The sequence below is a fragment of the Planctomycetia bacterium genome (assembly GCA_015200345.1).
Taxonomy (GTDB): domain Bacteria; phylum Planctomycetota; class Phycisphaerae; order UBA1845; family UTPLA1; genus PLA3.
The window spans coordinates 2,720,031-2,733,160 of the sequence record CP054187.1 but is presented as its reverse complement, the minus strand read 5'-3'; the positions used below and the strand labels follow the sequence as shown (position 1 = coordinate 2,733,160).

Genomic DNA, 13,130 nt, shown 5'->3' with positions numbered 1-13,130 from the left:
ACCATCAACAACTGACCACGGATCTCTGCTCCCCATGCTCGGCGAATTTGACATCGACGATAAACTGCCCGCCCTGCTCGACCGCATCGTGAAGAGCTATCTGGCCGATGCGCGCATCAGTCACATCGGCCGGGGGTATCTGCCCAGCACGAAGGAAATCGTCCACATCGTCGAACTGCTGCTGGAGGTTTCCTATCCCGGTTACATCGGCCGGCAGGATTTGTCCAAGTCGAACATCACGTACCACGTCGGCGAATTGCTCCCGCGCCTGGGCCAGCGGTTGTACATGCAGGTCTTTCGCTCGCTGTGCCACCAGAACGAGATCGAGGGCAAGTACGATCCGGCCGGCAGCACGGAGCAGGCGTTGCCGTTTGATGCCAAGGCTCGCGAGCTGACGGTGCGGCTGCTTGAAAGCATCCCCGACGTTCGCGCAATACTGGCGATGGACGTGCAGGCGGCCTACGACGGCGATCCGGCGTCGACCAGTTTCGACGAGATCATCCTCACCTACCCCGGGGTGCTGGCGGTGACGGTCTATCGCTACGCTCACGCGCTGCACGATCTTGGCGTGCCGGTGATGCCGCGCACCATGAGCGAATGGGCGCACAAACAGACAGGTATCGACATTCATCCCGGCGCGCGGATCGGCCGCAGCTTCTTCATCGACCATGGCACCGGCGTCGTCATCGGCGAGACGGCCGACATCGGCGACAACGTGAAGGTCTATCAGGGCGTCACGCTCGGGGCGCTGTCGTTCCTGAAGGACGAGCGCGGCCGGATGGTCCGCGGCTACAAGCGCCACCCGACGGTGAAGGACGGCGTGACGATTTACGCGAACGCGATCATCCTCGGTGGCGACACGGTCCTGGGCGAAGGCAGCACCATTGGCGGCTCGACGTTCATCACCGCGAGCATCCCGGCCGGCTGCACGGTGGTCGTGCGCCCGCCGGAGACGACGCTGCGTCCGCCAAAGCAGGCATCCGGCGGCCCGGCGCATGATTTTTCAATTTGAGCTTTTGGCCATTAGCCATTAATCATTGGATCAACGAGAAGGCAAACCGAAACCGATCCAAATCATGATGTGGTATAGGATCGGCTGATGGCTCCCAGCGAACGGGCTTTGCCCGCGAGTGTAACCTGCCTGACGGTCGATCACATGAAGATGAGACCCGCATACAGAACACGATTCTCTGCTCCGGATACCCTGCGCCGAATTCCGACAGGGCTGGCTGCATTAACGGTTGCCTGGTCGGTGGGGCTGATCGCGCTGGCCAGCGCGGGTGGTTGCGCCCAGGGCGAGTGGGAGCAGTTCATCGAGAGTTTCAAGCGCGACAAGCGCGAACAGCCGGCGGCCATGCCCTCGCCGGCGGCAAAGACCAAGGCGCTGGAGGGAACGATCGGCCCGCTGGTGACCATCGACGGGCTGCGTCTGACGCAGGTCCGCGGTTACGGCCTCGTGATTGATCTTGTCGATACGGGCGGACGAGACGGGCCGGAAGTTGTCAAGAATTACATCACCAAGGAAGTGCGTCGGCGACAGGAGGTCGGCATGCCCGGTCTTCCGGCCGGTGCGCTGTTTGAAGACCTGAACAGTTGCATGGTGGAGGTGACGGGGCTGATTCCGGCCGCGGCGAAAAAAGGGGATCGGTTTGATGTCGTGATCCGGGCACTGGGGTCGGAGGCCAAGTCACTGGTCGGCGGTCGCCTGGTACTGTGTGATTTGAAGCTATACGCGGATTCGCCCTCCGGCGTGATCGAGGGCAAGACGCTGGCCACGGCGAGCGGACCGTTGCTGGTGAGTCCATTCGATCGACAGGGGTTGCCGACGGACAAAGTCGATCTACGGCAAGGCTTTGTGCTGGGCGGCGGACAGGTGAAGGAGCCTCGCACGGTACGGCTGACCCTGAACGATCCAAGCTACAGCGTCGCGCAGCAGATCGTGACGCGTCTGAACGGTCGCTGGGGCGGGCTGAAGCAGGTGGCCAATGCGATCAGCCCCGGGCGTGTCGATCTGACCATTCCCGACGAGTTCGCCGAGCGCAAGCGCATATTCCTGGAACAGGTTGTTCACACGACGCTGAACGGCAACCCGGCGTTGCTGGAGAAGCGGTCGAAGGAACTGGCCGCGGAGATTGTTCATCCTGACGCGGAGTTCGAGTCGATCGGGCTGGCCTGGGAATCGATCGGCAAAGTCGCGTTGGACGACATCCGCGAGCTGTATCAGCATCCGATGCCGGAGACAAATTACTTTGCCGGGCGAACGGGAATGCGCATGGGTGACAACGGCGGCACCGATGTGGTGGTGCGCCACGCCAAGGACCCGCAGAGCCGGTTCCGCCTTCAGGCGATCGACGAGCTGGGCTACGCGACGAACATGCACGCCGCGGGCGAAGCGCTGCGCGAGCTGACGGGCGATAGCAACGAGGAAGTGCGCATCCGTGCATACCTGGGCCTGCGCCGTCGACCGCACCCGTCCATTACCCGGCGCGTGCTCGATCAGGACAATCTGATTCTTGACGTGATCGACAGCGGTGGCGCGAATCTGATTTACGTGCAACGGTTGAATCAGCCGGTTGTCGCGATCTTCGGTACGCAGATGCGCTGCCAGCCGCCGGTGATTTTTCCCGACGGGCAGCGCAACGACAAACGTCGTCTTCTGACGACGATCACGGCACAGCAGGGCGATGATCACCTGACCGTGCTGTACAAGAACAAGCGCACCGGCGCGAACTCGCCGCCGCTGAAGGCATCGCTGAACGTGGGGGAACTGGTCGCGTTCCTCGGCGATGCGACGCAATTCAGCGAGAGCGGCGAGGTGCGCGGGCTGGCCGTGCCGTATTCGGAGATCGTCGATATTCTGAATACGTTCACGCGGCAGGGCAGCATCCCGGGGCGATTCGTGACCGAGGAGATGACGCGCGAGGAAGAGGAAGGCCGACGCGAGGAAGAGCGCCCGGAATCGGAGTATTGATCGCGCGCGGGCCTCGAAGGCCGGCGACCCTATTCGCCGGCTAAATGGGCCATGCCGGGCGGCCATCGTGCACGAATCGAGCGAGTTTGAAACCGCCCGTGTATTCGATTCCTGCCCGCCAGGTCTGGAACGAACCGCCGCTTGTCCGGCTCCGTAGGTCGATTTACAGTGCCCTCCGGCCGGGTTCGCCGCCCGGACCACGGGAGGGATTGCTGACCCGCGGGCGACGGGGTCGATACATTGCATAGCCTCGTGATAGGGGAATCTGCACACACCGCACGGCCGCCATCCCCTCGCGACGCTTGCCACGCGAGCACGCCATGAACAGCGAAATCGTACACGTCCACGGCCGCGAAGTTCTCGATTCGCGCGGCAACCCGACCGTCGAGGCCGTCGTCGTGCTGGAGGACGGCAGCGTCGGCCAGGCCATTGTCCCCAGCGGCGCGAGCACCGGGGAGAACGAAGCCGTCGAGCTGCGCGACGGCGACCCCAAGCGATACAACAAGAAGGGCGTCCTCCTCGCGGTAGAAAACGTCGGGAACGCGCTGGCCCAGGCCGTGCTGGGGCTGGACGCCACCGATCAGGAAGAAGTCGACGCTGCGATGCTCGCGGCCGACGGCACGGACACGAAGAAGAATCTCGGCGCGAACGCGATCCTTGCCGTCTCGCTGGCAACGGCGAAGGCCGCGGCGCAGTCGTGCCGGCTGCCGCTCTTTCGCTATCTGGGCGGCTGCCACGCCAACGTGCTGCCCTGCCCGATGATGAACATTCTGAACGGGGGCAAGCACGCCGACAGCACGGTGGATTTCCAGGAGTTCATGATCCAGCCGTGGGGCGCGCCGACGTTTCGCGAGGCGCTGCGCTGGGGCGCGGAGATCTTCCACACGCTCGGCAAGGTGCTGAAGGAGAAGGGTTACAACACGGCGGTCGGCGATGAGGGCGGCTACGCCCCCAGCCTCAAGAGCAACGACGAGGCGTTCGAGGTCATCGCGACGGCTGTCGAGAAATCCGGCTACCGCCTCGGCGAGCAGGTGTACTTCGCGCTCGACCCGGCGTGCAGCGAGCTGGCCAGCGAGGCCAAAGCCCCGGACAAGTACAAGTTCTTCAAGAGCAATCCGTCGAAAGTCGTCGACTCGGCCGGGCTGATCGACTACTGGGCCGAGAAATCGAAGCAGTGGCCGATCCGCTCGCTCGAGGACGGCCTCGGCGAGAACGACTGGGCCGGCTGGCGAACGCTGACCGAGCGCCTGGGCAAAACCGTGCAGCTCGTCGGCGATGATTTGTTCGTAACGAATCCGAAGTTTTTGCAGCGCGGCATCAACGAGAAATGCGGCAATGCGATTCTTGTGAAGGTAAACCAGATCGGAACGCTGACCGAGACGATGCGCGCCGTGCAATTGGCGCTGCGCAACGGCTACGCCGCGGTCATCAGTCATCGCAGCGGCGAGACCGAGGACACCACCATCGCCGATCTGGCCGTCGCGACCAATGCCGGTCAGATCAAGACGGGCAGCCTGTCGCGCACGGATCGCGTGGCGAAGTACAACCAATTGTTGCGGATCGAGGAGCAGCTCGGCGAGCAAGCCGTCTACGGCGGCACGCTCTGGAACAAGTAGCGTGATTCGCACCCTCTCTGTTTGATGGAGAGGGCTGGGGCGAGGGCAAGTCGATTGACCGAACGCATGGATGCGATAGCGTTTGAGCCGATGCCGGTGCAGCCGATCGGGCCGTCGCCGCTGGGTCATCGCATCATGTTCGCGCTGCTGGCGCTGCTGGCGTTCGCGCTCTTCGCGCCGACGGTCGTCTTGCCGATGATCCGCGAATACGGCGCGGTGCGGGCCGAGGAGGCCGTGCTGGTCCACCGCTGCGCCGCCCTTCAGGACGAGATCGACCACCGCGCGCGGCTGATCGAGGCATTCGCGGCCGACCCGGCGGTCAACGAAAAACTTGCGATCCTCGACTTGCAGTATCGCAAGCCGGGCGAGGAGATTCTGCCGGTCCTGCCGCGCGTCTATGAGCCGGCGCCGCCGCCGAAATACGTGCCGCCGCCCGCGCGAAGCGACCTGCTCACCCCCGACGATTGGCCCGACTGGGCGATTCGCGCCGAGCTTTGGGCGCAACAGCGCCATTTGATCGAGCTGTTTCTCGACGATGACCTGCGCCCGATCTTTCTGCTCATGTCGGCAGGCCTGCTGATCGCCGCGTTCGCGCTGTTCGCTCCGCGCACGATGGGCGTGCAGCGGACGTCCGAAGCGCCCATCCCCCATCGTCCTGTGCAACCTGTGACGGGTCTGCTGTAATTCTCCTCTCAACGTTTCATACCGAACCCGTTGCCTGACGGTCGCGGCTCGGACCGCTGACCACGACGTCGACGCGTGAGTTCCCGTAGAATCTCCGAATGGCGATCGTTTCCCTCCAGCGCGTGCAGAAGTCCTACGGCGGCAAGGTTGTCCTGCGTAACCTGTCTCTCGATCTGCATCCGACGGAAAAAGTCGGCCTCGTCGGCGCGAACGGCTGCGGCAAGACCACGCTCTTCAAGATGCTGGTCGGCCTGGAGCAGCCCGACCACGGCGAGCTGACGACCTCGCGCGGGTTGAAGATCGCCTACTTGCCGCAGGAGCCGACGCTCGATTCGCAGGCGACGCTGATCGAGGCCGTCGGGGAAGCCTTCGCGTGGAACCGCCGCGCCGAGGCCGACCTCGCCGAGCTGGGCCGCAGGATCGCCGCGGCCCACGGCACGCCGGACGAGGCCAGGCTGCTGGAAGACTACGATCGTCTTCATGCTGCGTTTGAGGCGGCCGGCGGATACGACTTCGAGATTCGCATCCGCGAGGTACTCGGCGGCCTGGGTTTCGGTCCGGAGGAATACGAGCGCCCGGTCGGGGTGCTGTCGGGCGGGCAGAAGTGCCGCGCGGCCCTGGCGCGGCTGCTGCTCACGCCCGCCGATCTGCTGCTGCTCGACGAGCCGACGAACCACCTCGATATCGCGGCGACGACGTGGCTGGAAGAGTTCCTGGGCAGTTTCCCCGGCGCGGCCGTCATCATCTCGCACGACCGCTACCTGCTGGATCGCGTGGCGGCGAAGATCATCGAGGTCGAAAGCGGCCAGGCGACGGTCTATCCGGGCAATTACACGAATTACGCACTGGCCAAGCGGATCCGCCGGCTGGAAGCGGTTCGTGAATACGAGAAGCAGTCGGCGTTTCTCGCCCATCAGCGCGACTACATCGCGCGGACGCACGCGGCCAAGGACTCGGCCAAGCAGGCCCGCGCCCGGCGCAAGATGCTCGACCGCATGGAAGCGCGCGGCGAAATCCTCGACAAGCCCGACGCCGAGCGCCCCGCGATGAAGCTGAAATTCTCCCAAAGCGCCCGCGCCGGCGACATGGTCCTGCGCTGCGAGAAGGCCTGCAAGCAATTCGGCGATCTCGTGCTGATCCGCGATCTTGATTTCGAAATGACGCGCGGTGAAAAGGTCGGCATCATCGGCCCGAACGGCGTCGGCAAGACCACCCTGCTGCGCATGCTGCTGGGCCAGACGCCGCCGACCGCCGGCAAGGTGCGCTTGTTCGAGAGCCTGACGGTCGGCTACTACGACCAGGAGCACCGCGATCTGGACCCGGACCTGACGGTGCTTGAAGCCGTGCGGCGCGAGCGGCCGGACATGAGCGAGGCGATGGCGCGATCGTTCCTCGCGTTGTTTCTCTTTCGTGGCGACGACGTGTTTCAAAACGTCGTCACGCTCTCGGGCGGCGAACAGAGCCGCGTGCTGCTGGCGCGGCTCGTGGCGAATTCGCCGCAGGTGCTGGTGCTCGACGAGCCGACGAATCATCTCGACATCCCCGCGCGCGAGGCGCTCGAAGAGGCGCTCGCTCTCTTCCCCGGCAGCGCGCTGATCGTCAGCCACGATCGGTACTTCCTCGACAAAGTCGCCCAGCGGCTGCTCGTGCTGGTCGAGCGCGGACGGCACGAGTTTGTCACCGGCAACTGGTCGGTTTACGCAGCCATCCTCGCCGAGCGGCGGCAGGCGCAGCGCGCAGCCGATTTACGCGAGCGAGATCGTCGCCGGGCCGAGGCAGCGAAGCGCGCCGCGCCGGGTTCGGGCGCGCCGAAGAAGAAATCGCGCTCGCGCTACGCCGCGCAGCGATTGCAGGAGCTGGAGGCCCGGATTGAAGCGGTTGAAACGGAGTTGAAGGAGATGGAGGCGGGCTTCGTCGATCCGGCCGTGCTGCGCGACGCCGAACGTTCGCGCAAACTTCATGAGAAATACAACGTCCGCAGGGAGGAGCTAACGAAGTTGATCGCCGAATGGGAGCGGTGCGTGGACGGGATGGAAACGTAGCGGGTTCGCCAGCCGTGTGCGGCGGGTTTTTACGTGCCGGCGACGCGCCGACCGCGATTCTTCAACCAGAGATACGTCATCAGCCCCGCGCCAAGCAACCCGAACGGAAGCATCGAACCAATCCAGACGATCGGACTGATCGCCCCGCCGGCGACGCCGCTGTCGCGGGCCGCATAGATGAACAGTTCGCCCAGTCCCCAACCTGACAACAACGCTCCGTAGTATTGGAACGAATCGATGATACCCGACGAGCAGCCGGCCATTTTGCGCCCGCCCAGGTCCATGGCGGCGGCCGTGCCCAGGATCGAGTGCGTCGAGTTGCACATCATGCTGATTCCAATGATGAGCGTGACGGCCAGCGCGGCGGATGCCGTGCCACCGTGCGGCACCACCAGCACGAGAACCGTCATGACGACCTGCAACAGGTACAACACTGCCGCAACCGGCGCGCGGCGGCCGGCGAAGAACAAGTCGGAGATATAGCCCGAGGCCATCGAGCCGATCGTGGCGGTAATCGGCAAACCCCAGGCGAACGCCGCAAAAAGGGGCGAGTCCTTGCCGACGTGCCAGATTTCTTCCAGGTAAACGGCCCACCACGATTCGATGGCCCGGCGCACGAAGCCGGTGCAGAAATACGCCCCCGCGACGATCCACACCGTCGGGTTGGAAGCGATCTTGCGAAATACGTCCCGCAGGCGCACGCGCTCGTTGGGGTCATCGGGTGGTTCGTCGTCGTGATGAATCTCATACCCTGCTTCTTCCGGCGTGTTCTTCACGCCAAAGTGCATCAACACGATGATGAACAAGACGACGATGGGCGGAATAATGAACAGGTAGCGCCAGTCCATCTTGGGAACGGTCAACGTCACGACCAGCAGCGGCACGGCAAAGCCCGATGCCAGCAGCCGCGCCAGTTGCCCCGCGCCAATGGCTCCGAGGTTGATCATCGCGCCAAAGATGCCGGCCAGTGCCCCGCGCTCTCGCCGTCGAAACCACGCCGTGTTGATCTTGATGAACCCCGGCGCGCCGAACGCCTGGATATAGCCATCGGCCGATCGAATCAACACCAGCAAGGTGAGCATGCCGGGCAAACTTGACCACGCCACCAATCCGAATGCGAAGTTCAGCACGACGGTGCCCAGCGCGCCGATCATCAAGGCGCGCTTGCCGCCCACGCGATCCGTGAACAGGCCGTTCACCATTTGCCCGACGGCGTAGGCTCCATCGCGCCCGGAAATGATCTTTCCGTACTGCGACTTGTTGAGGTCGAGATCGCGCATCAACTCCGGCGCGATCGGACTAAGGTTGTACCGACACAAGTAGTAGGAGGCGTACGTTAATCCAAGCAGGATCCAATTCTGCCCGCGCCGCGCGCGATAGCCCGGCGGCAGATCGCCATGGATCGTGGACGTGCTATTTTCGGGAGCGGCAGACTGGCTCATTCGCGAATCATCCGTCGGTGCGTTTCCCGGCAGGTCGCGATGCGAGCCGTGCGCGGAGAGAGGTGATATACCCGCCGACCGCCTTGCGGGCAACCGCGCGCGATTATTCGGTTTTGGAAGCGTTTGTATTGCCAATCCGCTACGTTTACAATCCTGTCGCGAGCTTATTCAAGAACTCCGGAGTCACCCCATGCACGCTGTCGAATTCTCCACTTCGCACCGATTCATCCGCGCGCCGTTCCCGCGACTCTGCACCCTGGCCTGCGCGATCGCCCTGACGCTCCCGGCGGTCCGCGCCGCTGCGGCCGATCCCGTCCGCCTCAAGCCCGACGCCAAAGCGTTGAGCGATCTCTACGTCGAACACGAGCTTGACGTGAAGCAAGCAACGACCGGTCCCGACGGCAAGCCGATGAACGTCGACGCCCGCTCGGTCTACGGCCTGTTGCAGAAGGCCAAGCCCGAGGGCGACGGCATGGTGCTGGAGGTCACGCTTGATCGCATGCTGGGCTACATGTCGTTCAGCGAATCGATGAAGAGCCTGTACGACAGCGACGACCCGGACTACGAAGAGGCGTCGCCGATGCACAAGGACGCCTTCAATCCGATTCTGAACAAGTCGCTGACGATCACGCTCGACGGCGCTGGAAAAGCAACGGGCGTCGCTGGCGGCGATCCGATCCGGGCCATCCTCAAGGAACTGGGCGAGTCAAATTTTGTCGGCAGCTCGCTGATCAACGGTGACCTCGCCGATGCGCGCATCAAGTCGCTCTTCGGCGAGTCGCAGTTCGTTGTTCTGCCGGAGCGAGAGGTAAAAGTCGGCGACACATGGAAGAAGACCCAGCACGCCGAATTGGAGAACATCGGCAAAGTCATCTATCAGTACGACTGCAAGCTGGAAAAGATTGAGAAGGCCGACGGGCGCGAGACGGCGATCATCACCTTCAAGGGGACGGTCGCGAAGGACCCCGCCGACAAGCCCGCGAAAGATCAGAAGCCGACCAGGATGGACGGCACGCTGATGGGCGAGGCGCGCTACGACCTGGCCGCCAATCGAATCGCCGACATCCGCTATACGTCCGACGCCAAGATCGAGATGCCGTCGTGGTTCCAGCGCGGGCCGGACGCGCCCATGATGAAGATCGACACGAAGGCCACCTACACCGGCACAACGCGCCCTGCCGCGGAGCGCAAGAAGCAGAAGGCCGAGATCACCGAGCGCATCGCCGCGGCCAAGGCGAAGAAAGAGGCCGAAGAAGCCGCCGCGATGGCCGGTCCGGTCGATCCGCCGACGCCGGCGAACGACCCGGAACCGTGGCTGCAATGGGGCGGACCGGACCGCAACTTCAAGAGCAGTGCCACGGGCCTGGCAAATCGCTGGCCGAAGGAAGGCCCGCCCAAGCTTTGGGAGCGGCCGCTGGGCGATGGATTCAGTTGCATTTTGTGCGACGGTGACACGCTGTACACGATGTATTCCATTCGCGACAAGGCGGACGCCAACAAGGGCGAAGAAGTCGTCGTCGCGCTCGACGCGAAGACGGGCAAGACGAAATGGGAGCACAAGTACGACGCGCCGTGGCCCGAGGGGTTGCAGATGGAGTTCGGCCCCGGCCCGCATAGCACGCCGCTGATCGTCGGCGACAAGCTGTACACCATCGGCTGCACGGCGATGCTGCATTGCCTCGATAAGAAGAGCGGCAAAGTGGTCTGGTCGGAGGATCTGCTGGCCAAATACAAGGCGGACCTGCACATGCGCGGGTACGGCGCCAGCCCGATGGAGTACAAAGGCAACATTCTTGTGACCGTCAGCAAGGAGAAGGGCCACGCGATCATCGCCTTCGACAAGGACACGGGCGCCGTGGCGTGGAAGGGCGGCGAGTTCGACCCCGGCTACGCGTCGCTCCTGGCGATCACGGTTGAAGGAATCGAGCAGCTCGTCGCGTTCGGCGGCAAGGCGGTGTTGGGCGTCGATCCGACGGACGGACACACGACGTGGAGCATCGATCACCCGACGCAATGGGGCGCGAACATCACGACGCCGCTCTGGAGCGCGAGCGACAAGACGTTGTTCATTTCCTCCGCATACGGCATGGGTTCGCGCGGGGTGCAGGTCAGCAAGGCCGGCAGCCAGATCGTCGCGAAGGAAGCATGGTTCAACCCGCGCATGAAGATTCAGCACGCGACCGCCGTGCGCGAAGGCGACTGGATCTACGGCAGCAGCGGCGATTTCGGACCGGCTTTCCTGGGTTGTGTGAACGCGAAGACGGGCGAGTTCGGGTGGCGACAACGCGGCATCGCCAAGGCGACCGTGCTGCTGGCCGACGGCAAGCTGATCGTGCTGGACGAGGACGGTGCGCTGTATCTCGTGAAGGCGGACGCCGAAAAATACCGGCTGCTCGGAAAAATGACGGGCGTCTGCAAGAAAACAGCGTGGACCGCGCCGACGCTGTACGGCCGCACGCTGTACTTGCGTGATCGCGAGAAAATCGTGGCGCTGGATCTCGGCACGGGCCAGGGCGGCGTCTGACGCGCGTCGTGCCCTGCCTGAAGATGCGCGAGGTGGGACTCGAACCCACACGGTTGCCCACGGGAACCTAAATCCCGCGCGTCTGCCAATTCCGCCACTCGCGCGAACGTCCGGCGGTCCGACTCTGCGCGGGGACGCGTCTTCCTTGCGCATATCGGTCGTCGCCGGTTTCGAGGAATTCTCCCCGCGCCGGACGGCGGGGTCAATTCAGGGCCGATCCCGTCCCAAGCCGGTTCCCGTGGCTCGTTGCACATCAATGAGTTGCGCGGAGCGCTCCATCCCACGACCGGCTGGTTTACAGGTCCGTTACACCGAAATCATCTCCCAACCCCTTATTATTGCCGATAGCTTGGTTCTCCGTTGTTCCAGGTTCTTTTTCTCGTTTTGGAGCTACCTCATGACACCGTGGAATGGTATCAAGACTCTTGTATCGACCTTGGCCCTGGCCCTCTTCGCGGTCGGCGCCGCGCCGCTGCGCGCCGAACCTCCCAAGACGGAGCCGGCGAAGACCGAACCGGCCAAGACCGACGCCGGCAAACCTGCGCAGGCCGGTGCGGCCCAGCCCGGACACGAAGGGCACGACCACGCTGGCCACGATCACGGCGCCACCGGTTCAATGGGTGTGGGCACAAGTCCCGCCGCGGTTCAGCCCGGCGCCGCCGGCACCGTTCGGCCGCCTGATGTTCCAGCTCCGACGGTGACCAACAAGCCGGGCGAGCTTCCCAAGATCTCGTTCGACACGCCGACCTACGACTTCGGACGCGTCAAGGCAGGAGACGAGATTCGCAAGGACTTCTGGTTCACCAACGCCGGCAACGGCACGCTTGAAATTCTCAAGGTGCGCCCCGCCTGCGGATGCACGACCGCCGGTGAGCACGACAAGATCGTCGAGCCGGGCAAGACCGGCAAAATCCCCATCAAGCTCGGCACGACCAACATGGCCGGCCCGATCACCAAGACGGTCACGGTCTATACGAACTGCACCGGTGCCGAGGAGATGATCACGCTGAACATCAAGGGCGAGGTCTGGCAGCCCGTGCAGCTGGCGCCGCCCAGCGCATCGTTCGGCCGCCTCACCACGGCCCAGGCCCAGGACGGCAGCCAGACGCGCAAGCTGACGATCTCCAACAACACGGACAAGCCGGCCAAGATGAGCGTTAAGGAATCGTCCAATCCGGCGTTCAAGGCCGAGATCGTCGAAGTCGAGACGGGCAAAAAGTTTGATTTGAACGTTACCGCGCAGGGCGCGCTGACCAGCGGAATGGTTTCGGCGACCCTGACGGTCGAGACCGGACTCGAAGAGGTGCCCCGTGTGACCGTGCCGATCAGCGCGTACATCACCGCCGAGGTGGAGGTCGCCCCCAATCGCTTGTCCCTGCCGATGAACCGCACGGCCCCGCTTCAGCGACACCTGTATATTAACAACAACAACGCCGCCAAGCCGCTGAAGATCAGCGACGTCACGACGTCCAACCCCGCGCTCAAGCACACCCTGACCGAGGTCAAGCCCGGCATGTCGTTCCGCATCACGCTCGACATCCCGGCCGACTACCAGATCGCCTCGACCGGCGATACGGTCTCCTTCAAAACCGACAATCCCACCGTCCCGACGGTCTCCGTGCCGATCACCGAAATGAACTACGGCCAGTCACGCGATCTGTCGGCGGCCGTCGGTGCGCGCCCCGGCACGGTGTCGAGCAAGTCGCCGAACGCGAACGCGGCGCCCGTCGGCAACGCCAAGGCCGCAACCGGCGCGACGGCAACCACACCGCCGAAACCGGACGCGAACCCGGGCAACGGCAAGGAATAGTGAGTTTCTCCCTCCGCCCTCTCCCCCTCGACAGGGAGAGG

The 13,130-nt window shown here is 64.0% G+C and carries 8 protein-coding genes and 1 tRNA gene; 7 read left to right on the top strand and 2 right to left on the bottom strand.

Annotated features, from left to right (window positions below):
* Positions 1 to 34: 34 nt before the first annotated feature.
* The 5 genes from HRU71_11190 to HRU71_11170 all read left to right on the top strand — a co-directional run bounded on the left by HRU71_11190 (position 35) and on the right by HRU71_11170 (position 7,313).
* Positions 35 to 1,012, top strand: coding sequence for a serine acetyltransferase (locus HRU71_11190; protein ID QOJ04009.1), 978 nt, complete (start codon positions 35 to 37; stop codon positions 1,010 to 1,012).
* Between the two features lie 87 nt (positions 1,013 to 1,099).
* On the top strand, positions 1,100 to 2,971 hold the full coding sequence (locus HRU71_11185) for a flagellar basal body P-ring protein FlgI (protein ID QOJ04008.1): 1,872 nt from the start codon (positions 1,100 to 1,102) through the stop codon (positions 2,969 to 2,971).
* Between the two features lie 320 nt (positions 2,972 to 3,291).
* Positions 3,292 to 4,587: a phosphopyruvate hydratase gene (gene eno / locus HRU71_11180; GenBank protein QOJ04007.1), complete on the top strand. Its 1,296-nt coding sequence runs from the start codon at positions 3,292 to 3,294 to the stop codon at positions 4,585 to 4,587.
* Positions 4,588 to 4,641: 54 nt separating this feature from the next.
* Complete coding sequence (locus HRU71_11175) at positions 4,642 to 5,271, top strand: hypothetical protein (GenBank protein QOJ04006.1); 630 nt, start codon at positions 4,642 to 4,644, stop codon at positions 5,269 to 5,271.
* Between the two features lie 98 nt (positions 5,272 to 5,369).
* Positions 5,370 to 7,313, top strand: a complete 1,944-nt coding sequence (locus HRU71_11170) for an ABC-F family ATP-binding cassette domain-containing protein (protein QOJ04005.1) — start codon at positions 5,370 to 5,372, stop codon at positions 7,311 to 7,313.
* A 29-nt stretch (positions 7,314 to 7,342) separates the two neighbouring features.
* Here HRU71_11170 and HRU71_11165 read toward each other — a convergent pair whose 3' ends face one another.
* Positions 7,343 to 8,755 (bottom strand): MFS transporter, encoded by a 1,413-nt coding sequence (locus HRU71_11165; GenBank protein QOJ04004.1) that lies wholly within the window; start codon positions 8,753 to 8,755, stop codon positions 7,343 to 7,345.
* A 190-nt stretch (positions 8,756 to 8,945) separates the two neighbouring features.
* Between HRU71_11165 and HRU71_11160 the strand changes: the two genes are divergently transcribed.
* Positions 8,946 to 11,279 (top strand): PQQ-binding-like beta-propeller repeat protein, encoded by a 2,334-nt coding sequence (locus tag HRU71_11160; protein QOJ04003.1) that lies wholly within the window; start codon positions 8,946 to 8,948, stop codon positions 11,277 to 11,279.
* A gap of 24 nt (positions 11,280 to 11,303) precedes the next feature.
* Here the strand turns inward: HRU71_11160 and HRU71_11155 are convergent.
* Positions 11,304 to 11,383, bottom strand: a tRNA-Leu gene (locus HRU71_11155).
* Between the two features lie 293 nt (positions 11,384 to 11,676).
* Here HRU71_11155 and HRU71_11150 point away from each other — a divergent pair.
* Positions 11,677 to 13,089, top strand: coding sequence for a DUF1573 domain-containing protein (locus tag HRU71_11150; protein ID QOJ04002.1), 1,413 nt, complete (start codon positions 11,677 to 11,679; stop codon positions 13,087 to 13,089).
* Positions 13,090 to 13,130: the final 41 nt, after the last annotated feature.

What these genes read in the sequence shown, in the direction of transcription:
- HRU71_11190 (QOJ04009.1), top strand. Translation starts at nt 35, where the DNA reads ATGCTCGGCGAATTTGACATCGACGATAAACTGCCCGCCCTGCTCGAC.
- HRU71_11185 (QOJ04008.1), top strand. Translation starts at nt 1,100, where the DNA reads ATGGCTCCCAGCGAACGGGCTTTGCCCGCGAGTGTAACCTGCCTGACG.
- eno (QOJ04007.1), top strand. Translation starts at nt 3,292, where the DNA reads ATGAACAGCGAAATCGTACACGTCCACGGCCGCGAAGTTCTCGATTCG.
- HRU71_11170 (QOJ04005.1), top strand. Translation starts at nt 5,370, where the DNA reads ATGGCGATCGTTTCCCTCCAGCGCGTGCAGAAGTCCTACGGCGGCAAG.
- HRU71_11165 (QOJ04004.1), bottom strand. Translation starts at nt 8,755, where the DNA reads ATGAGCCAGTCTGCCGCTCCCGAAAATAGCACGTCCACGATCCATGGC.
- HRU71_11160 (QOJ04003.1), top strand. Translation starts at nt 8,946, where the DNA reads ATGCACGCTGTCGAATTCTCCACTTCGCACCGATTCATCCGCGCGCCG.
- HRU71_11150 (QOJ04002.1), top strand. Translation starts at nt 11,677, where the DNA reads ATGACACCGTGGAATGGTATCAAGACTCTTGTATCGACCTTGGCCCTG.